Genomic DNA, 21,376 nt, shown 5'->3' with positions numbered 1-21,376 from the left:
CAAACCAGCAAGTCCCCGTGAAATTCGATATTTCGCGGGGACCTGCTGGTTTTACGCCACTACGTGAGTTTTAAAACCTCAAGCCTGCGCAGCCAGTCGGTTTGAAATCTTGTACTGGGCAGCCCGGTGGGTATCCTTGACCCGGTCTCCTTGGCCGAACAGCTTATTGCGCAGTGAACCTTCGGTGTATTCGCTCTTGTATGCGCCGCGTGCCTGCAACTCCGGGACCACGTACTCGACGATGTCCTCAAAAGTTGCCGGAGTAACCGCATAGGCCAAGTTGAAGCCGTCTACATCGGTGTAGTCCACCCATTCGATGAGCTTCTCGGCAACCTCAGCACCGGAACCGACGGTGATTGGACCGAAGCCGCCAACGCCGACCCACTCAGCCAGCTGGCGGATGGTCCATGGCTTGTCCGAATCGCCGCTGGCCTTCTGGAAGGTCTCCACAGTTGACTGGATAGCGTTCGACTTGACGTTCTCGCCGATGACGTCATCGGGACCGTATGCGGAGAGGTCGATACCCATCCAGCCCGACATCAGCACCTGAGCGCCTTCGATATCCGCGTAGGACTTGTAGTCCTGGTACTTGGCTTCGGCTAGCTCGGAGGTCTCATCTGTGATGATGGTCTGCATTGCGAAGATCTTTACGTCGTAGCGGTCGCGGCCGGCAGCCTCAACGGCATCGCGGATCTTGGCTACGGCAGCCTTGAGGGTTTCACGTGTTGGGCAGGTGACGAAGACCGATTCGGCGTTGCCGGCGGCAAATTTAATACCGCGGCTAGAGGCACCGGCCTGGTAGATCACCGGGGTACGCTGGGTGCTTGGTTCGGTGATGGCGATGCCCGGAACCTTGAAGTACTTTCCTTCGTGGTTGATCGAGTGCACCTTGGCCGGGTCGGCATAAACGCCGGTTTCCTTGTTGGCCTGTACCGCGTCGTCTTCCCACGAACCTTCAAGAAGCTTGTAAACAACCTCCAGGTACTCGTCTGCGTGGTTGTAGCGCTCGTCGTGTTCCATCTGGTCTTCCTGACCCATATTGCGGGCAGCGGATGGCAGATAACCGGTGACAACGTTCCAGCCCACACGGCCTTCGGTCAGGTGGTCCAAGGTGGCCAGGCGGCGGGCGAATGCATATGGGTGTTCATATGCGGTGCCAGCGGTGACACCGAAACCGAGGTTCTCGGTGACTGCGGCCATCGCTGAAACCAGCATCATCGGATCGTTGACCGGAGCCTGCGCGCCAGTGCGCAGTGGGCTCTCGTTGGAATCCTTGTATACGTCGTAAGTACCTAGGACGTCGGCGAGGAACAGACCATCAAATTTACCCTTTTCCAGCACCTTGGCCAGGTGTGTCCAGTAGCCCAGAGTCTTGTAGGTCGAGGCCTTGTCGGCTGGGTGACGCCACAGTCCTGGTGACTGGTGGACCACGCAGTTCATATCGAAGGCGTTAAAACGGATTTCGCGCTTGTTCTCGCTCATTGGTGTGCCCCTATCCATGTAAATGACATCTGGTTGATCTTGAGTTGTGTTCAGAAATTTTGTTTCGGATCCGGAAAACTGCGGATTCCAGAAACCGTGCCGGTGACCGAGAGCCGTTGGGGCTGGACCCCATTGATCTCGTAGTCCCCTACGATGCGTGCCTTATAAATTGCCGGGTTGTGCGTTGCAATGGTGCGGGCATTTCGCCAATGCCGATCCATATTGCAGCTGTTACGTGTAGCTGATGCGCCGAGACCGTCAAAGAGTTTGCTCGTCGCCCCGATCACCAAGGGCTGCACGATGGTCTGTGCCCGGTTAGCCGCTAACTCACATACCGCGAAGCGTTCCTCGGAGTTCAGATTTGGGTCCGCCATCGCCGCTTCAACTTCCAGCACCGCACCGATCACCACGGAATCTGAGGCAAAAACTTCCGCGGAAACTTCCCCGACCAACTGCAGTACCTGCGGTTCTCGGTGCACCGGGACCCCTGTCCCGGTGGAGAAGCTGCGGGTACGTGCTTGAACCGAGGATCGCAGGTCGTTTAGTGCGGCCCGACCAATTCCTGATTGCACCGCCATGAGCACCAGCTGGAAGATTGCGGCCTCCGGGTCGGTGGGATCTTCAGGCATGAAGGTATCCACCGGGACATTTTGAAATTCGGTGCTGCCGGTACCTGTGAGCTGCTGGCCAAAACCATCCCAGTCATCAAGGATCTTCACACCACTGTGTTGTGTTGATACCACGGCGATCTGGCGGCCCGGAATCTCTGGGTGGGCTACCGCGACGGTGGTCCAGTCCGCAAAGATGGTACCGGTGCAATAGAATTTGCGGCCGTTGACCAACCACCGCGAGTCCTGCTCGGTCACTTTGGTGTTCAGTACGCCCAGGGCGTTTCCGCCCTCTTCGGTATAAGCGTTGCCGACAATCTGGCCGGCACTGATTCGTGTAACCCATTTGCTGCGGAGTTCTTGGTCTTCTAGACGCACCACATTTTCCACGAAGGCAATATGGGCGCGCCAGAGTTGTGCAACGTGCGAATCAGCTTCGGCTAGCTCAATGAGCAGCCGAAACACATCGCTTAGCCGTGCCCCGTGACCACCTTCGGCAATGGGTAGTCGCAGGGCACCAAAGCGTTCACGATTAAGCAGCCCAACTTGTTCGAAGGGGAGAATCCGTTGCCGGTCACGCTCACTGGACCCGGCGGCAATCTGCGCGAAGACGGGACGGAAGATATCTGCAAGTCGTTCGTACTGTTCATCCGCGCCTGGACCTGGAGTTATTTTGAGTAATTGTCGTGTGGGCAGCTCTGCGGGCAGCTCATCAAGCTGCGTAGCGCTTCCAGCCACAGACGGATCGCTGAGCTCGTTAAAGTCGCCAGCTGAATCGCCAAATGACATCGAAAGTCCTCTATTCTTTCCATCGGTTCTGGCTGTAGCACCGTCCCGGGCCAAAAAATGGTGGGTGGTTGCTGCGACGTCTTCGAGCCAGATCTCTCGGTCGCTCTGGATGGTTCGTAATCATTTGTAGCCTGAGAATTACGTTGCCTTCAACCCGATAAGTCACATTTCTTCGTGCTGGCGTGACCTTTGAAGTGCATCAAGGACTGCACTTATCCGCCATAGCCGAACACCACGCCCAGCGTTTCGCGAATTTTCAGCCAAATACGTTGTTGGTGAAATAAAAATCGAAATATCTTGATGATGTGACGTAGTTATCGAATATTTTTCATGTTACGACGGATTTGCATTGAATTCGTTCGACAGCCTGTAATAGTCATGCAACCATCCCGAGCGGCCAAGAGATCTGGCTCTGTGACGCCGCAGCAACCACCACACACGAATTTTCATTCAAGGTGTGGCCGGTGCTACCGCCAGGAACGATGGAGATAAATCATGGTTTTCATATCGCCCTGCCCCGGCCGGCTTACTCGAAGATGCTGCTCGATAATGCGCAAGCAACTGGGCACCCACTAGCTAAACAACGCGCACGTAAGCACCGCAGGAACTGCAGCCCCCAAACTCTTCAAGGAAACACAATGACTATCACCGAGTTGGCCAAAACAACCACACTTGCTGGCGACAAGAACCGCCAGGAATTCTGGGACGAAGCAGCAAACTTGCTCAACTGGGACACCAAATGGCACACCACTAGCCAGATCGTTGCCGCAGATCCCCAAGCAAAGCGTGGACCACAGATCTCTTGGTACCTGGGCGGTAAGCTCAATGCCGCGGTGAACTGCGCGGACCGCCATGTGGAATCCGGAAATGGTGACAAGGTTGCGCTCTACTTTGAGGGTGAGCCTGGGGACCGCATTGCGGTGACCTACCAGAACTTGCAAGATCGCATCAGCCAAGCGGCCAACGCACTATTGGAACTCGGTATTACCAAGGGCGACCGTGTGGTCATTTACCTACCGGTGCTCATCGAAACAATTGTGATTACCCTGGCTTGCGCCCGTATCGGCGCGATCCATTCCTTGGTCTTCGGAGGTTTCTCCGCGGAGGCACTCAAATTCCGTGTGGAAGACACCAAAGCGAAGCTCCTAGTGACCACCGACGGTCAATTCCGTCGCGGGAGCTCGGTCCCCGTCAAAGCCAATGCCGACATTGCGGTCTCCGGAGAAAATGATATTGAAAAGGTGCTGGTTATCCGCCGCACCGGAGACGACATTCCTTGGACCGAAGGACGCGACCTGTGGTGGCACGAAACGGTAGCGAGCCAGCCCACGCATCACGAAGCCGAAGCCTTCGACTCCGAAACGCCGCTGTTCATCATGTACACCTCGGGAACTACCGGACAGCCTAAGGGGCTGGTTCATACCACCGGCGGTTACCTCACACAGGCTGCTTATAGCCACAATCTTTTGTTCGGCAACCCCGATGAGTCGCAGCGCGCCAAAGACGTGCACTGGTGCACCGCGGATTTGGCCTGGGTTACCGCGCATACGTATGAAATTTATGGGCCACTGGCAAACGGTGTCACCCAGGTGATCTATGAGGGTGTGCCGAACGCGCCGCATCCCGGACGCCACTTTGAAATTATCGAACGCTACGAGGTCACCAGTTACTACACTGCACCTACGCTGGTCCGTTCGCTGATGGGTTGGTTCCCCGATGGAATTGAGGACAAGTACAATTTGTCCTCAATTCGTGTGGGCGGCACCGTGGGCGAAGCGGTCAACCCCGAGGCGTGGCGCTGGCTGCGCGCCCAGGTGGGACGAGATACCGAGAATGGGATCCCGATGGTTGACACCTGGTGGCAGTCCGAGTCTGGCGCTACCGTACTTTCGCCCTTGCCTACCGATGAGCACTTCAAGCCAGGCTGTGCCTCGCGCGCCCTACCGGGCGTATCGGTGGACATCGTTGACGCTGCGGGAAATACCGTGGCTGCCAACGAACAGGGAAATATCGTGATTACCCAAACCGGCCCATCCATGGCCCGCACGGTCTGGGGAAACCCGGAACGTTATTACACCAGCTACTGGGAGCAATATGTTGCCCAGGGATGGTTCCTTGCAGGTGATGGAGCCCGCTTTGATGAGGACGGGGATATCTATATCCTGGGTCGCACCGATGACGTAATCAATATTTCCGGGCACCGGCTGTCAACCATTGAGATTGAGTCGGCGTTGGTGACCCATGCAGGTGTTGTCGAGGCCGGAGTCTGCCCCACCCCGGATGCGAAGACCGGCCACGCGGCCACCGCGTTTGTGGTTCCGCTGGATAAGACATTGATCTCAGCAAACCCTGACGCGCAAACGATTGCTCGCCAGCAAGAGTTCATCACCACCTTACGTGCAACGGTCACCGAGCAGATCGGCCCCATCGCTAAACCGCGCGATATCGTATTGGTTCCCGATGTCCCAAAGACCCGTTCGGGCAAGATCATGCGCCGTTTGCTGACTCAGCTCTTCGAAGGCACCAAGCTCGGGGACACCACCAGCTTGCAAAATGAGCCGTGCATCGCCGAGCTAGATGAAATTTGCCGGGCACGGAGCTAAACAGTTTCAGAGACAAATCTGCCCCGCAGTTCGTTGAACTGCGGGGCAGATTTGTCTCGTTTTACATCGTTACTCTTCGATACGCTCGGGCTTCGCCGGCCCAGTTGAGCCGGAGTCTTCCTTTGCGGATGACGAATCGACGGCCTCCGTCTTGAGCACAAATTCTTTGCTATCTACCAACGGGATTTCCGTGGTCATCAAGCTGAATTGGCTTCCATCGTGGCGTTCAACGCCCTCGGTCACCGATTGCTCCAAGACCTGACGAGCCACCTTGTCGCTAAGCACCAGAGGATCCCTACTCAGATCCTTCCAGATGGCCACGCAGAGCAGTAGCATCACCAGGACAAACGGCAGCGCGGAAACGATTGTAATATTCTTCAGACCGTTCAACGCTTCGGCTGGTTTGTCGCCACCGGCAAGCAGCATCACCGCAGCTACCGCGCCTACGGCAACGCCCCAGAAGATAATGGACTTCTTCGACGGTTCCGCGGCTCCTCGTTCACTGAGCGCACCCATCACGATGGAGGCAGAGTCGGCGCCGGTGACGAAGAAGATCGCAATCAGCAATACCGTCACGATCATGAGCAGCACCGCGATCCAACCAGGTAGAGGTAGCGCGTCAAGCAGGTCAAAGAGGATCAAGTCAAAGTCAAGGTCCGGAACTCCGTCCACCATATTCACCAGGGCAGCACCGGTATCCCCAGCTTGTTCGGCACGTTCCTGCAGGCCGATAGCGCCGCCGCCAAAGATCGAGAACCAGATCAGGGTAACGCTGGAAGGCACCAGCAGCACACCGGTCACGAACTGACGAATGGTGCGACCACGCGAAATACGGGCGATAAACAAGCCAACGAACGGAGCCCATGAAACCCACCAAGCCCAGTAGAACACGGTCCAGGAGGACAGCCAAGCAGACATTGCTTCGCCTCCGGAACCGGCGGTACGCGATGCCATCTGCGGAAGGTCGCCAATGAAGGCACCCACGGCATTTGGAATGACGTTAAGAATGAACAGCGTTGGTCCGCCGATGAAGACGATCAATGCAATGACCAGAGCCAAGATCATGTTGATATTTGAAAGCCACTGAATTCCGCGTTCGATGCCGGATACGGCCGAGGCGACGAACAATGCAGTCAAAATGGCGATGATTACAACCAAAATACCGGAGCCAACCTGGGCCATCACACCGCTGGCCTGTATTCCGCCACCGATCTGAAGCGCACCAAGACCCAAAGAACACGCGGAGCCGAACAACGTGGCCAAAATGGCCAAGATGTTGATGGTGCGGCCACCCCAACTATGCGTGACCCGGTCACCGAAAATTGAGGAGAACATCGCGGAGAACAGCTGTGGACGTCCGAGCCGGAAGCTACCGTAGGCCATACCCAGACCAACAATTGCGTACATGGCCCATGGGAACAAGGTCCAGTGGAAGAGCGTAGTGCCCATCGCGGTGCTCAACGCAGCAGGAGTTTGCCCGTCCACGGTTCCTGGTGGAGGTGACATGTAGAAGTACAGTGGCTCACCGACACCGTAGAACACCAACCCGATACCCATACCGGTAGCAAACATCATGGAGATCCAAGAGATGGTGCTGAATTGTGGCTTCTCACCGTCTTTCCCGAGTGGAATGCGCCCAAAATTCTTTGCGGCAACCACGAGGACAAATACGGTAAATACCGAAGCTGCGATGACAAATAGCCAGCCGGTATTCGTAATTACCCAGTCCAGTGCGGCATCAGATGCGACGCCTAGCCCTTTGGGGGTAACAAATCCCCACACGATAAAGGCCAAGGCCAAGCATCCGGCAATGCCGAACACCCAGTAATCCATACCAGTCTTGTCAATTTTCTTAGGTCGTCGCTGACGAGCCGTATGCAGCTCGCCGACTAAATCTTCGAATGATTGTTCATTCTGCGTCATTTGTTCTTCCTTCACCGGCGGAATTCATTTCGCCTAAACGTCATGAGTTCCGGCGGCAACCATCCCGGCGAAGGGTCGGTTGCCAGATCATGGACTCGGTTGAGCATTGCTTCGAGGGCATCATGCACTGGCTTCATTCAACAGCGGAAGACGCTGAAATAATAGTCCTCGACTGTCAGCATCTGCGGAGGTTGACTAAATCAACCCAGCAGAAAGGGTAAACATTTTTACTCTTTGACGTCCTCAAAGGCCTTATCCATCATGGTCCCACCGCGAATAAGGGTCAAACGTGGCAAGATTTGACCTACTGCTTTAGGTGCCTCCGAGGGGCTTACGTCCCTTGTGAAACACGCTTAACGGATGGCGCATGTGAATTTCCTCGCCAAATAAAATTTTCTGCCTTAGTCAGCAAAACAGGCCAGATCAGAAGTCCTTTTCCCCGGTCAAAAATTTAAGCAGAAAAAGATCCGCAAAATAGCGCGCTTTATCTTGACTCATTCAAAATAAATAGGGCAAGCTAGTGTCATGACAACATCCGGGGGAATTGAGAAGGTGCTGCGCGACGCGTCGATGCGGGTTACCCGCCCGCGCGTTGCGGTGCTTGCCGCGGTCACGGCTCACCCTCATGCGGATACCGAGACCATTATTGAGGCGGTCAGGCAGGAATACCCGACGGTTTCACATCAGGCGGTATATGACTCGCTAAAGCTCCTGAGCAGCCTTGGACTGCTGCGCCAGATTCAGCCCCACGGTCATATCGCACGCTACGAGGCACGGGTAGGCGACAACCACCATCATGTGGTCTGCCGCAGCTGCGGATGGTTGGCGGACGTCGATTGCGCCGTCGGCGCTTCCCCGTGCCTGCATGCTTCCGATGATCACGGCTTCACCATTGACGAGGCAGAAGTCATCTACTGGGGACTCTGTCCAGCCTGCCAAGCAGCCAAAACAGCCTAGCCAACTAGAGGTTCTGTTTACAAAGAAGTACCGCAAGGAACTAATCTTCATCTTCGCAGGCCACTGCCCTGCGGACATGGAATATCACGCCCAATTCAGCATCAGAAGGAAAACTACATGTCAGAAACGACTGCAGGTCAGTGCCCAGTAGTAGGCGCCGGACGCGTTCACCCTACCCGGGGTAATGCGAACACCGAATGGTGGCCAAATAAGCTCAACCTGAAGGTTCTATCCAAGAACCAGGAAGCCACCAACCCACTGGATGCCGACTTCGACTACCCAGCGGCATTCGAAGCACTGGACTTCGCAGCAGTAAAGGCCGATATCGCCGAGCTGATGACCAAGTCCTACGACTGGTGGCCAGCAGACTTCGGCCACTACGGTCCATTCTTCATCCGCATGGCCTGGCACGCAGCGGGCACCTACCGTTCACACGATGGCCGCGGTGGCGCAGGCGCCGGCCAACAGCGTTTTGCACCGCTGAATTCGTGGCCAGATAACGTTAACCTGGATAAGGCGCGTCGACTGCTCTGGCCAGTAAAGAAGAAGTACGGCCAGTCACTGTCCTGGGCCGACCTGATCATCTTGGCCGGCAACGTTTCTCTGGAAGACATGGGATTCGAAACCTTCGGTTACGCGGGCGGCCGTAAGGACGTCTGGGAAGCAGACGATGACGTGTACTGGGGCCCGGAAAAGGTCTGGCTGGAAAGCGAACGCTACACCGGCGCACGCAACCTTGAAGCTCCACTGGCAGCCGTTCAGATGGGACTGATTTACGTCAACCCTGAGGGTCCAGATGGCGTTGCAGATCCTTTGGCTTCAGCCGTCGATATCCGCGAAACCTTCCGCCGTATGGGCATGGACGACGAAGAAACCGTCGCGCTGATCGCCGGCGGACACACCTTTGGCAAGACTCACGGTGCTAGCGCCGAGACCCACAAGGGTGAAGACCCGGAGTCGGCTCCGTTGGAGATGCAGGGACTGGGTTGGAAGTCAGGCCACGGGACCGGCCACGGCGATGACACCATCGGCTCAGGTCTCGAAGTGACCTGGACGTACCACCCAACCCGTTGGGACAACGAGTTCTTCCACATCCTCTTCGCTTACGAGTGGGAACTGTTCCACTCGGCAGCCGGCGCACAGCAGTGGCGTCCCAAGGACGGCGCCGGAGCCGACATGGTGCCAATGGCTCATAACCCAGCCGTGCGTCGCGAACCACGCATGCTGACCAGTGACTTGGCTCTGCGTTTTGATCCGGTTTACGGTCCAATCTCGGAAGACTTCAAGAACAATCCAGACAAGTTCGCCGACGCTTTCGGCCGTGCCTGGTTCAAGCTGACCCACCGCGACATGGGCCCGAAGTCCCGTTACTTCGGACCAGAAGTCCCGGCCGAAGATCTGGCTTGGCAGGATCCATTGCCGGCTGCCCCTGCAGTAACCTTGGGTGCTACCGAGGTTACTGCACTCAAGGCCCTCATCGCGCAGTCGGGCCTATCGGTACAGCAGTTGGTTTCCACCGCATGGAAGGCAGCTGCAAGCTTCCGTTCCTCTGATAAGCGCGGTGGCGTCAACGGCGGCCGTATCCGCCTGGAACCACAGGTCTCCTGGACGGTTAACCAGCCAGAACAGCTCAAGGCAGTAATCACAGTCCTCGAGCAGATCGTGGAAGAGTTCAACGCGACTTCTGCCATCAAGACTTCTTTCGCAGACGTTGTAGTTTTGGCTGGCAACGTCGGTGTTGAGCAGGCAGCCTTGGCTTCCGGCCAGCAGATTGAGGTTCCATTCACTGCCGGTCGCGTTGACGCTACACAGGAACAGACCGACGTGGAGCAGTTCGCTTGGCTGGAGCCGGTATCCGACGGCTTCCGCAACTACGATTCCGGGTTCTTGAATCTGCCTCCGGAATATCTGCTCATTGACCGCGCTAACCTGTTGGGCCTCAACGCCCCGGAGATGACCGTATTGCTCGGTGGCCTGCGAGTACTGGGCAACAACTGGGATGGCTCAAACCACGGCGTCTTCACCGACACCCCGGGTGCATTGACCAACGACTTCTTCGCGAACCTGTTGGAACTGGGCCTTGAGTGGACCCCCGACGCCGAAGAGAAGACCTATGCAACCACCGACGGCCGCTGGGTTGGCAGCCGCGTGGATCTGGTCTTCGGCTCTAACTCCGAGCTTCGTGCACTGGCCGAGGTCTACGCCGCGGATGATGCGAAGGAGAAGTTTGCTACCGACTTCGCCGCAGCCTGGGCCAAGCTCATGGACGCTGACCGTTTTGACCTGCGTAAGTAAGTAGTTTCCTTGCTCATAGCTGTGGCTGTCACCCCGTTGGGGTGACAGCCACAGCTATGTGTTTTTCCAACTTAAAACAGCACTGGATCTGGCTGCGTCCGTCGTTGCGGGTCTTCAAGTTCAAGTAGCTGCAGCTTGGTGGGTAATCCGCCAAGGTATCCGCCGAGCGAACCATCGGTGCGCAGGACTCTGTGGCATGGCAAGACAATCGGTAGTGGATTGGTCGCGCAGGCGGACCCCACCGCACGCACCGCTTTTGGTTTACCAATCTTCTCTGCCACCTGCGCGTAGCTGCGGGTCTGCCCGTAGCCGATTTGTCCCAGTTCTACTTGCACGGTTCGGCGAAACTCTGTGGATAGTCGCAGGTCCAGCGGGAGCTGGAATTTGTGACGTGTGCCAGCAAAATATTCATCAAGCTGGCGTGCTGCCCCATCGAGTTTTGCAGGTGCTTGAAGGATTCGCGGGCTCACCTTAGTGGCTAGGCTTTCAAGGATATGGTCATAACCTTCGATTTCAAAAGCAACTCTGACCAGTCCGGACTCGGTGCTCGCCAGCAGAAGTTTTCCAATCGGGGTATCTAGCACACGATAGGAAATATCGGTCAGCTGTGACTTTTCTGCTTCGTCCTCCAGACGCGAATGCAGTTGGGCCAGCATCGTAGTCTCCTCGGCGTTGGGGCCGGAATTTACCTTGTTAATATTCATCGTTTAGCTCCCGGGGCTTGTGCCTCATCCAGCTTGCTTCGTAAGTTTTTGATTCCGTCGACCGCCGCTCTCCGGGCTGCTTCCGGCGTACCCGACAGCACCTCGGCAATCTGCGCATAACTTAATCCGCCCAGATACCTGTAGGCGATGACTAGCCGTTGTTTTTCTGGCAGCGTTTTAACCACTTGCCAGAGTTCCAGATTTTCTAAGTTCTGCGCCGGACTCCCGGAGTGGACGCGGTCGCCAATGTCGATCTCAGCTTGCACAATTTCGGGCCGGTGCTTACGCAGTTCGTCGATTGCTTTGCGGTGGGCAATGCGCACCAGCCAGGCCTGCACGTTGGCTTCCTGATCCAAATGCGGATAGGCCTTCAGCGCCGAGAGGAACGTTTCGGACCAGGCATCTTGAGCGCGGTGCTCATCGAGTAGCGCGCGGCACACTCGCAGGACGCTGAGTCCATGGGTCTGTACGACCCGTTCGAATGGTTGCTTCATGTGGCTCCTCGCTGGCGGCTGTCACTAGGTAGACGTACCGTGTGGCCATTATGTGAGGTCCGTGAGCTAACTTTTTCCGAAACTTTCACGGCGCCGCATTCTAGTGACTGGTGACGAGGCCCAGTTCTTCGCGCAGTTCATGCATCCGGTCAAGATCAATTTCCAGTAACTCCCCGTTAGCCACTCCCTCATGGATGCGTACCCCGGCGAGCGCGTCACGCACAATCCGCATGGCAGCTCCGTGGCTAATGACCAAGATATTTCGTCCAGGGTTCTCCTGCACCAAAGCAGACAAGGCACCAAGCATACGGTGCAATACGGTTTCTCTGGCTTCGGTCTCAGCGGCAAGGGTCGCTGCTTCGGCCTCGCTGACTTCAGCCATGATCCGCCCTTCAAGGGGGCCGAAACCTCGCTCAATCACGTCAGCGACCGGCGCTGCATGTTCAACATCAAGTTCAGCTGCGATCAGCAAGGCTGTTTCTTGAGCCCGCGACAGCGGAGAAGCGACAACCAGATCCCAATTCTGGCCGCTCAGGTCCCTGCCAAGCGCCCGCGCTTGCGCGCGACCGGTGCCGTTCAATTCGATATCGGTGCGTCCTTGCATGCGTCCGGCAAGGTTCCAGTCTGTTTGCCCATGCCTGATCAAAGCCAACGCTGTATCCATAGCTCGAGCATAAGCTAACTTCTGAGCCATGCCCGAATCAGATTCCTCCTTCAAGAATCGAAACGTTAGGACTCATAGTTGGGTCATTCAAGGACATATTGACAGACTGTTACTAACCATCCCGAGCGGCCGAGAGATCTGGTTTGATGACGCCGCAGCAACCTGCCACAGCCGGTGGACCAGGTGCTACCGCCAGAACCGATGGAGCTGCTTTCCACTGAATTCCAGGGGTTAAGCGACATTGATCCGGGATTCCTGCCGAAGCATCAATCGACAAGGAGTCGTACGCCACCATGGCTGACCACAAGTTTGGATTTCGCACCCGCGCACTACACGCCGGAGGCACCCCCGACGCGGAGCACGGCGCACGCGCCGTGCCGATCTACCAGAGCACTTCATTTGTTTTCAAAGACACCGATGACGCGGCTAATCTTTTCGCACTGCAAAAGTACGGGAATATTTACTCGCGCATTGGTAACCCCACGGTGGCAGCTTTTGAGGAACGCATGGCGTCACTCGAAGGCGGCATCGGTGCGGTAGCTACCGCCTCAGGCATGGCAGCTGAGTTTGTCACCTTCGCGGCACTTGCTCAGGCCGGGGACCACATTGTTGCTTCTTCCAAACTCTATGGCGGCACCATCACCCAGCTGGACGTGTCCTTACGCCGTTTCGGGATCGAGACTACGTTCATCGATTCCAATGACGCTGCAGATTTTGAGGCAGCAATCCAAGAGAACACCAAAGCCGTTTACACCGAGATCGTGGCAAACCCTTCGGGCGATATCGCTGACCTCAAGGGTCTGGCAGAGGTCGCGCACCGCCATAACATTCCGCTGGTGGTTGACTCGACGCTGACCCCGCCATACCTGTTGCGCCCCATTGAACATGGCGCGGACATCGTGATCCACTCGGCCACCAAGTTCATCGGAGGGCACGGCACCACCTTGGGCGGTGTAGTCATCGAGGCTGGCACATTCAATTGGGGCAACGGCAAGTTCCCTACCATGACCGAACCTGTACCAAGCTACGGCAACGTCTCCTGGTGGGATAACTTCGGCGAATACGGATTCCTGACCAAATTGCGCAGCGAGCAGCTACGGGACTTCGGCCCTTCCCTGCCTGCGCAGTCTGCATTCCAGCTGTTGCAGGGTCTGGAAACCCTGCCACAGCGCATGGATAACCACTTGACCAACGCGAAGCAGGTCGCCGCGTGGCTCGAAGCCGACGACCGTGTCACCTACGTCAATTACGCGGGGCTCGAATCCCACCCACAATATGCCCGCGCCGCCGAGCTGCTGCCTATGGGCGTAGGTTCGGTCTTCAGCTTCGGAGTCAAGGGTGGACGCGAGGCCGGCACCAAGTTCATCGAAGCTTTGCAGCTGGCAAGCCATTTGGCCAATATCGGTGATGCTCGCACCTTGGTTCTACACCCTGGCTCCACCACCCACCAGCAGCTGAACGCCGAACAGATGGTCGCCGCAGGAGTTCCGGAAGATCTAATTCGCCTCTCTGTGGGATTAGAAGATGTTGAAGATATCCTTTGGGATCTAGATCAGGCACTGACTGCTTCGCAGAAAAACGCAGCCAAGCTGGATGAGGCTCCTACCTATGACGGCGCTGCCTGCGCCGTGCCAGCAGCTTCGAAGGGAGCAAACTAATGAGCACTCAGCAACGTACTTGGCAGGGCCCTGGCGCCGCAGAACGCCTGAATATTCTGCATGAAACAAAGTCCATTGCTATCGTTGGCGCCTCAAATAAGCCATCACGTGCCAGCTACTTTGTCGCCACATATCTCTTGTCCTCCTCCAAGTACAAGGTGTATTTCATCAACCCCGTGCTGGACGAGATTCTCGGGCAGCCGGTCTACAAGTCATTAGCCGATCTGCCGGAGACCCCTGACCTGGTCGAGGTATTCCGTAAACACGATGACCTTCCCACCGTGCTGGATGAAGCACTGGCCGTGGGCGCGAAAACCCTGTGGTTGCAGCTTGGTTCGTGGCATGAGGAGGTTGCCGCACGCGCCGAGGCTGCCGGGATGAATGTAGTCATGGACCGCTGCGTCAAAATTGAGCATGCCCGCTTCCATGGTGGATTGCGTCTTGCCGGGTTCAATACCGGTGTGATCTCTTCTAAGCGCCAGCTGCTGGCCTAGAGTTCTACATATTTTCATTCTCGCTGGAGCCTGTGGTGATATCACCACAGGCTCCAGTTATTTGATCTGGCGTCCTCACCGTTCCAATCCCCACCCGGAAGCATCACATGAAGCTGGGGCGTGAAATCACATATTTACATAACGATTCAGCGGATTTTTGTTGCCTGCCGGGTGGTCGAATTGATTTCAGCCGGTGAAGGCGAAAAGGTGAATACATGCCTTCCCGTTCCCGCGTCAACGCGGTTATTTCCGTACTTTGCTGTGTCCTTTTCCTCACCAGCTGCGGTTCTCCAATAACCCAACAGGCTTCCCGGGCAGGCCACGCGGTTGCAGGACTTTTTGCCGGTACGGCTTCCGCCCGAAGCGAAGGCTCCATGCACGTTGAACGGGCCGCGGACTACAGTGCAGTTCCTGCAGTGCAGGCTCCGGTCACCGCGATGGTACTCAAACCACAGCCTCGCGTAGATTGCGAAAAAGCCAAATGCGCAGCCTTGACCTTTGATGATGGTCCAGGGAAGTACACCGCATCTTTACTGGACATGCTGGCCAAGGAAAATGTCCCCGCAACCTTCTACATGCTCGGTCAGAACGTTCCCAACTTTCCCGGCGCCGTAAATCGCATGGCGTACGAGGGGCACCAGTTAGGCAATCATACTTTTGACCACAAAAGCTTGACCGGCCTGTCCGCAGAAGAAATCAAGAATGAACTTTCCGCGACCGAATCGGCCATCCGCAAGGCAACCGGATTGACGCCGGATACTTTACGTCCGCCGTATGGCGCTCACAATTCCGCCGTTGACCAACTGGTGAACACACCGTTGGTGCTCTGGGATGTCGACACATTGGATTGGCAACACCATGATCCGAAGAAAACCGTAGATCTCGCGATGGCGCAGGTACATCCTGGATCAATCATTTTAATGCATGACATCCATGACAGCTCGGTCAAAGCGGTACCGGAACTGGTCAAGCGACTCAAGCATGAAAAGTTCACCTTGGTGACTGTCAATGAACTATTTGAGGGAACTAATTTCGGCGGTAAAACCGCCTACACTCGGCGCTAGCGCCAGGGCCTTCAGCGTCATCATATGCAGAAAAACCCACTCAAAAACAGATAAAACCCAAAGTTCTTCACAAATTCGCTTGACGATCCCACACATTCGGACATAAAGTCATGGAAACACAGATTCATGTGTTGCATGTCATGACTTTATGGAGGCGTAGATGTTTGCCGAGGAAAGACACCGGCTAATCACCGATCAGCTTGCCGCCGAGGGGAAAGTAACCGTCGCGAAACTGGCTGAACGCTTTGAGATTACCGCGGAGACCGTTCGCCGCGATCTAGCCCAGCTGGAGTCTGAAAATCTCTTGCGTCGTGTACACGGTGGCGCTGTCTCCATCAGTGATGCAAGCACCCGCGAAGAAAGCTATATGGCACGCACCGCCATCCACGCTGAGGCCAAGGCACGAATCGCACAACGCGCACTCAGCCTGCTGCCGGTCTCCGACGCTTCGGTCATCTTAGATGCCGGAACCACCACAGAATTCCTCGCCGAACGCATGGTCAAAACCAATGCAGGATCCGGACTCGTGGTGATCACCCACGCATTACCCATCGCCACGGCACTGGTGCAAAGCCCAGAGATTGCTTTGGAACTGATTGGTGGACGAGTTCGCGGAATTACCGGTGCCACCAGTGGTGCACGCACTGCGCAGGAATACTCCAACTACCGCGCTGACATTGCTTTTATCGGAACCAATGCCCTGCATGCCGATTTTGCCTTGAGCACGCCTGATCCGTTGGAAGCAGCTGTTAAAACCGCCTTGATCGCAAGCGCACGTCGTGTTGTGCTCCTCGCCGATAGCTCAAAATTTGACCAAGAAACCCTGGTTCGCTTTGCGCGTCTGGACGCCATAGACACTCTGGTGACCGACAGCGCACCACAAGGTGATCTCGCTGCGGCCTTGGAACTCGCCGAAGTCGAGGTAGTTGTCGCATGATCATCACACTGACCTGCAACCCGGCCTTGGATAAGACCATTGAATTACAAGAGCCGCTAGCGCACGGAGCTGTCCAGCGCGCAGCGACCAGTCATACCCAGGCTGCTGGCAAAGGAGTAAACGTGAGCCGGGCGCTTTGGGTGGCTGGAGCGAAGACTCACGCGCTACTGCCCGGCGGGGCAAATGATCCACTCATCGCCGCACTGCGCGGTGACGGACTGAGTTTCACTGCACTGCCCATCGACGAATCACTGCGCACCAACATCACCTTGACCGACCCCGATGGCACCACCACCAAAATCAACGAGCTAGGCCCGACGTTGAGCGCCGAGGCGGTGTCCGCATTGAGTGCGTTGGTACTTGAAGCAAGCACCGAGGCTAGTTGGCTGGTGATGGCCGGTTCGCTGCCCCCGGGAGTACCTGCAGACTTCTACGCGCAGCTCACCGCCGCGCTGCGCGATTCGCTGGGCGCCAAATGTCCGAAGATCGCGGTGGATACCTCCGGAGAACCGCTGCGTCAGCTATACGCTCACACCGCAAAGCACATCCCGGACCTCATCAAGCCAAACGCTGAGGAACTGGCAGATCTAGCCGGTGCCGATCTCAGCGAAAAACAGCTCGAAACTTCCGCGCAGCTGACCGCGCAGACCTGCCAAACGCTGCTTGAGCGCGGGACTGGCGCCGTACTGGCAACGCTTGGAGCCCACGGTGCGGTGCTGGCCACAAAGCAAGGGGCATGGCATGGCTGGCATGAACCCATCGCCGCCCGAAGCACCGTAGGAGCCGGAGATTCTTCGCTGGCAGGATTCCTGTTGGCGGCCATTTCTCAGGGCTCACCGGAGCAATGTCTTAGCTCAGCCATCAGCTACGGGGCAGCGGCAACTTCGCTGCCCGGTTCGACCATCCCCTCACCATCTGACCTCACCGCGGACGCCGTTACCGTCGTCTCACTCAACCCAAGGCAAGGATCATAGCAATGAGCGACCTGATCACCACCCAGCTCGTCACCCTCGACGCACACTTGGGCACCTCCACCACCGAGGTGATCAATCACCTGGCGAACCTGGTGGCTAAGGCCTCCCGCGCTACTGATGCATCGGCTCTGGCCGAACACGCATTGGCCCGTGAAGCAAAAACCGCCACGGGCGTGCCCGGCGGCATCGCAATTCCACACTGCCGCTCAGCCGCCGTCACCACCCCGACCCTGGCCATGGCACGATTGGCTACGCCGGTAGATTTCGGGGCCAAAGACGGTCCAGCAGATCTGATCTTCTTTATCGCTGCCCCAGAGGGCGCCGATAAAGAGCATTTGAAGCTACTGTCCAAATTGGCTCGCGCGCTGGTGAAGAAGACCTTCACCGCAGCACTTCGCGAGGCAGCCAGCGCCAGCGAAATCGTCGAGCTAGTCTCCGCGGTGATCTCCGAGAATCCCACGGTTCCGGCTGCTGCCCCGGCAGCGGCGCCGGCACCAACTACCGACGCATCACGCGCAAGGGTCTCCAAGATCGTGGCGGTCACCGCCTGTCCCACCGGCATTGCCCACACCTACATGGCAGCCGACTCGTTGGCACAAACCGCCGAAGAGCTAGGCATTGATTTTGCCGTGGAAACTCAAGGTTCTTCCGGTTCCACCGCCTTAGATCCTGCAATTATTGAAGCTGCCGACGCGGTGATCTTCGCCGTTGACGTGGACGTACGTGACCGGGCACGCTTTGCCGGCAAGCCATTGATTCAGGTTCCGGTTAAACGCGGTATCGACGAGCCTGAGAAACTTCTCAAGGATGCCATCGCGGCAGTCAGCGATCCGCAAGCACGCCGGGTGCCTTCCGCTACGGCCTCGGCCGAATCCGAGCAGACCGGTGACAAGCAAGGCTTCGGCGCACAGCTCAAGCGCGCGCTGCTGACCGGTGTTTCCTACATGATTCCGTTCGTGGCCGGTGGCGGCCTGCTGATCGCCTTGGGCTTCCTGCTCGGCGGTTACGCGATCACCGACGTGGCAGACAAGTATTTAACCGATAACACGCTGTTCAACCTGCCTGATGCAGGACTCATGGCCTACCTTGGAGCGGTCGCATATAAGATCGGCGGCCTGTCCATGGGCTTCCTGGTTCCCGCTCTGGCCGGTTACATCGCTTATGCCTACGCTGACCGCCCAGGTATTGCCCCGGGATTCACCGCAGGTGCGGTGGCGGGCTTCATGGGTGCCGGGTTCCTAGGCGGTATCGTCGGTGGTTTGATTGCCGGCCTGGCCGCTCGCTGGGTCAGCTCCTGGAAGGTTCCACGCTGGTTGCGTGGTCTGATGCCGGTAGTGATCGTACCGTTGCTCGCGTCCATCATCGCCTCGGGCCTGATGATCCTGTTCTTGGGCGGACCAATTGCGAAGCTTACCGAAGCCCTCAATTCATGGCTTTCGGGCATGTCGGGTACCGCAGCTGCGATTCTTGGTTTGATCCTTGGACTGATGATGGCCGTCGACTTGGGCGGTCCGGTTAATAAGGTCGCCTACGCCTTCGCGGTGGCAGGACTGGGCGCCGGCTCACTGACGGAAAACCCTGCCCCTCTGATGATCATGGCAGCCGTGATGGCCGCGGGCATGGTGCCGCCACTGGCCATGGCTTTGGCGACGACGGTTTCACCGAAGCTGTTCACCGGAGCCGAACGCGAAAACGGCAAGGCTGCTTGGCTGCTCGGTGCCGCGTTCATCTCCGAAGGTGCTATCCCCTTCGCCGCGGCGGACCCGTTGCGTGTCATCCCGGCCTCGATGGTGGGCGCCGGAGTAACCGGCTCGTTGATTATGACCTTTGATGTGGTCAGTCAGGCACCGCACGGCGGAGCTTTTGTCTTCTTTGCAATGAACAACACCTGGCCGTTGTTCCTGCTAGCCACCGTCATTGGCACGCTCATCTCTGCTGCACTGGTGATTATTCTGAAGAAGTATGTTCGTAAGACCGCAGCGCCACACGTTGAAAGCGCCAAGGTTGCAGCATGAGCGCGCACAGAGTAGAAAAGTTTTCCGGGGTAGGCGTCAGTGCAGGCCGAGTCATCGGTACCGTGCGGCGTATGCCCGATGCCATCCAAGCCCCTGCCGACGGTGCGCCGCTTCCTGCCGGTGCCACTATCGACAGTGAAACGGCCCGTTTGGCCGAAGCCACTCAAGCGGTTGCCGCGCAGCTCAAGGCACGGGCAGCATTGGCCACCGGGGACGCGCAAGCGGTGCTCAAGGCCACCGCACTCATGGCTAGCGACAGAAGCCTGCTGAAGTCGGCGACGAAGCTGGTGTCCTCGGGCACCTGTGCGGAGTCGGCTCTCTGGGAGGCCGCCGATGCGGTAGCTACCCAGCTGTCCGCACTCGGTGGCTATATGGCCGAACGCGCCGGAGACGTTCTCGATGTTCGCGCCCGTATCGTGGCCGAACTGCGTGGGGTTCCTGCCCCGGGTATCCCCGATTCGGAAACCCCCTTTGTCCTCGTAGCCGTTGACCTGGCTCCGGCAGATACCGCTACCCTGGATCCGGCGAAGGTCTTGGCCTTGGTAACCAGCGATGGCGGGCCGCAGTCCCACACCGCGATTATTGCCCGTTCCCTGGGGTTGCCAGCTATCGTGGCGGCCAGCGGTACTACCGCCCTGGTTGATGGCGACGTAGTCTATGTAGACGGAATCGACGGCCTCGTGGTGCGCAACCCCACCGAGGTTGAGTCAGCGACCGCACGCACCTACGCAAATCGTGAGCAGCTTCCGGAATTTGATGGCCGTGGAGTACTGGCTGATGGCCACCGCGTCCCCCTGCTAGCCAACGTAGGCAGCGGCTCTGACGCGCAGGCTGCAGCCAAGGCAGGCGCCGAAGGGGTAGGCCTATTGCGTACCGAGTTCTGTTTCTTAGGACGCGAGAAGGAACCATCCCACGAGGAACAAGTAGCCGCCTACGGTGCGGTATTTGAGGCCTTCGCGCAGAAAAAAGTTGTGGTCCGCACGCTGGATGCCGGAGCCGACAAACCGCTTCCGTTCCTCACCGATTCGACGGAACCGAATCCGGCGCTCGGAGTTCGCGGCTACCGCACGGACACCACTAGCCCCGGGGTCCTCGCCCGTCAGCTCACGGCGATCTCCGAAGCCGCCTCCAACCACCAGGCTGAGGTCTGGACCATGGCACCAATGATCTCTACGCCTGCCGAGGCCCAAGATTTTGCGGCACTGGTCAGTACGGCCAACCTCGAAACCGCGGGAGTGATGATTGAGGTCCCCTCGGCCGCGCTGATGGCCGAGCGGATCTTGGAACGCTGCGATTTTGTGTCTATCGGAACCAACGATCTGACGCAATACACGATGGCCGCGGATAGGCAGCTGGGGTCATTGGCTGAACTGAATGACCCGTGGCAGCCGGCCGTGTTGCACATGATCGCGGCCACCAGTGCCGGGGCACAGGGCGCCGATGCTAAACCGGTAGGAGTATGCGGTGAAGCCGCGGCAGATCCTGCGCTCGCGGTAGTACTAGTGGGACTAGGCGTTAATACCTTGTCCATGAATAAGCGCGCGCTTTCCCCGGTCGCCGCGGTGCTGCGCACCGTGGACTTGGCTACCGCTCAAAAATTGGCGCAGTTTGCCTTGCGGGCCGCGTCAGCTGAGGAAGCCCGAAGCTTGGTACGTGCACAACTGCCCGAATTGGATCGCTTCGGACTCTAACAACTCCAAGGTCACCTGCCTTAG

General features: G+C 57.5%; 16 protein-coding genes and 2 riboswitches. Of the genes, 10 read left to right on the top strand and 6 right to left on the bottom strand.

Going from position 1 to position 21,376, the window contains the following annotated elements:
* Positions 1-78: 78 nt before the first annotated feature.
* Together VJ369_RS04580 and VJ369_RS04575 are read right to left on the bottom strand one after the other, a co-directional pair.
* The gene (locus VJ369_RS04580; protein ID WP_324090938.1) at positions 79-1,482 is read right to left on the bottom strand and encodes an LLM class flavin-dependent oxidoreductase; all 1,404 of its coding nucleotides are present in this window, start codon (positions 1,480-1,482) and stop codon (positions 79-81) included.
* Between the two features lie 50 nt (positions 1,483-1,532).
* A complete protein-coding gene (locus tag VJ369_RS04575; RefSeq protein ID WP_324090937.1) occupies positions 1,533-2,879 on the bottom strand; it encodes an acyl-CoA dehydrogenase in 1,347 nt (448 codons plus the stop codon).
* Positions 2,880-2,895: 16 nt separating this feature from the next.
* Positions 2,896-2,995, bottom strand: a riboswitch (SAM riboswitch).
* Positions 2,996-3,260: 265 nt separating this feature from the next.
* Positions 3,261-3,368, top strand: a riboswitch (SAM riboswitch).
* A 149-nt stretch (positions 3,369-3,517) separates the two neighbouring features.
* On the opposite strand from VJ369_RS04575, the gene acs reads away from it, so the two are divergent.
* Positions 3,518-5,482 (top strand): acetate--CoA ligase, encoded by a 1,965-nt coding sequence (gene acs, locus VJ369_RS04570; protein WP_414652616.1) that lies wholly within the window; start codon positions 3,518-3,520, stop codon positions 5,480-5,482.
* Between the two features lie 69 nt (positions 5,483-5,551).
* Here acs and VJ369_RS04565 read toward each other — a convergent pair whose 3' ends face one another.
* A complete protein-coding gene (locus VJ369_RS04565) occupies positions 5,552-7,405 on the bottom strand; it encodes a BCCT family transporter (protein ID WP_324090935.1) in 1,854 nt (617 codons plus the stop codon).
* Positions 7,406-7,930: 525 nt separating this feature from the next.
* On the opposite strand from VJ369_RS04565, the gene VJ369_RS04560 reads away from it, so the two are divergent.
* The gene (locus VJ369_RS04560) at positions 7,931-8,362 is read left to right on the top strand and encodes a Fur family transcriptional regulator (RefSeq protein ID WP_324090934.1); all 432 of its coding nucleotides are present in this window, start codon (positions 7,931-7,933) and stop codon (positions 8,360-8,362) included.
* A 117-nt stretch (positions 8,363-8,479) separates the two neighbouring features.
* Entirely contained in the window at positions 8,480-10,657 is a 2,178-nt protein-coding gene (katG, locus tag VJ369_RS04555) for a catalase/peroxidase HPI (RefSeq protein WP_324090933.1), read from the top strand.
* A 71-nt stretch (positions 10,658-10,728) separates the two neighbouring features.
* Here the strand turns inward: katG and VJ369_RS04550 are convergent, their stop codons facing one another.
* The 3 genes from VJ369_RS04550 to VJ369_RS04540 all read right to left on the bottom strand — a co-directional run bounded on the left by VJ369_RS04550 (position 10,729) and on the right by VJ369_RS04540 (position 12,549).
* Positions 10,729-11,361 (bottom strand): methylated-DNA--[protein]-cysteine S-methyltransferase, encoded by a 633-nt coding sequence (locus VJ369_RS04550; protein ID WP_324090932.1) that lies wholly within the window; start codon positions 11,359-11,361, stop codon positions 10,729-10,731.
* Complete coding sequence (locus VJ369_RS04545; RefSeq protein ID WP_324090931.1) at positions 11,358-11,855, bottom strand: sigma-70 family RNA polymerase sigma factor; 498 nt, start codon at positions 11,853-11,855, stop codon at positions 11,358-11,360. The genes VJ369_RS04550 and VJ369_RS04545 overlap by 4 nt, the downstream gene beginning before the upstream one ends.
* A 100-nt stretch (positions 11,856-11,955) precedes the next feature.
* Positions 11,956-12,549 carry a histidine phosphatase family protein gene (locus VJ369_RS04540; protein WP_324090930.1) on the bottom strand — a complete coding sequence of 198 codons (594 nt, stop codon included), beginning with the start codon at positions 12,547-12,549 and terminating at the stop codon, positions 11,956-11,958.
* A 263-nt stretch (positions 12,550-12,812) separates the two neighbouring features.
* On the opposite strand from VJ369_RS04540, the gene VJ369_RS04535 reads away from it, so the two are divergent.
* The 7 genes from VJ369_RS04535 to ptsP all read left to right on the top strand — a co-directional run bounded on the left by VJ369_RS04535 (position 12,813) and on the right by ptsP (position 21,352).
* Complete coding sequence (locus VJ369_RS04535) at positions 12,813-14,177, top strand: O-acetylhomoserine aminocarboxypropyltransferase/cysteine synthase family protein (protein WP_324090929.1); 1,365 nt, start codon at positions 12,813-12,815, stop codon at positions 14,175-14,177.
* The gene (locus tag VJ369_RS04530; RefSeq protein WP_105677764.1) at positions 14,177-14,671 is read left to right on the top strand and encodes a CoA-binding protein; all 495 of its coding nucleotides are present in this window, start codon (positions 14,177-14,179) and stop codon (positions 14,669-14,671) included. The genes VJ369_RS04535 and VJ369_RS04530 overlap by 1 nt, the downstream gene beginning before the upstream one ends.
* Positions 14,672-14,886: 215 nt before the next feature.
* Positions 14,887-15,735, top strand: a complete 849-nt coding sequence (locus tag VJ369_RS04525; RefSeq protein ID WP_324090928.1) for a polysaccharide deacetylase family protein — start codon at positions 14,887-14,889, stop codon at positions 15,733-15,735.
* A 160-nt stretch (positions 15,736-15,895) separates the two neighbouring features.
* Entirely contained in the window at positions 15,896-16,672 is a 777-nt protein-coding gene (locus VJ369_RS04520; RefSeq protein WP_324090927.1) for a DeoR/GlpR family DNA-binding transcription regulator, read from the top strand.
* Positions 16,669-17,646 (top strand): 1-phosphofructokinase, encoded by a 978-nt coding sequence (locus VJ369_RS04515; RefSeq protein WP_324090926.1) that lies wholly within the window; start codon positions 16,669-16,671, stop codon positions 17,644-17,646. Before VJ369_RS04520 ends, VJ369_RS04515 begins: the two co-directional genes overlap by 4 nt.
* Before the next feature lie 2 nt (positions 17,647-17,648).
* Positions 17,649-19,661, top strand: a complete 2,013-nt coding sequence (locus VJ369_RS04510; RefSeq protein ID WP_324090925.1) for a fructose-specific PTS transporter subunit EIIC — start codon at positions 17,649-17,651, stop codon at positions 19,659-19,661.
* Entirely contained in the window at positions 19,658-21,352 is a 1,695-nt protein-coding gene (gene ptsP, locus VJ369_RS04505) for a phosphoenolpyruvate--protein phosphotransferase (RefSeq protein ID WP_324090924.1), read from the top strand. The genes VJ369_RS04510 and ptsP overlap by 4 nt, the downstream gene beginning before the upstream one ends.
* Positions 21,353-21,376: the final 24 nt, after the last annotated feature.

Source organism: Glutamicibacter sp. (assembly GCF_035257265.1).
Taxonomy (GTDB): Bacteria; Actinomycetota; Actinomycetes; order Actinomycetales; family Micrococcaceae; genus Glutamicibacter.
Note: the sequence above shows the minus strand (reverse complement) of the source record. Positions and strands in the feature narration are given on the sequence as shown.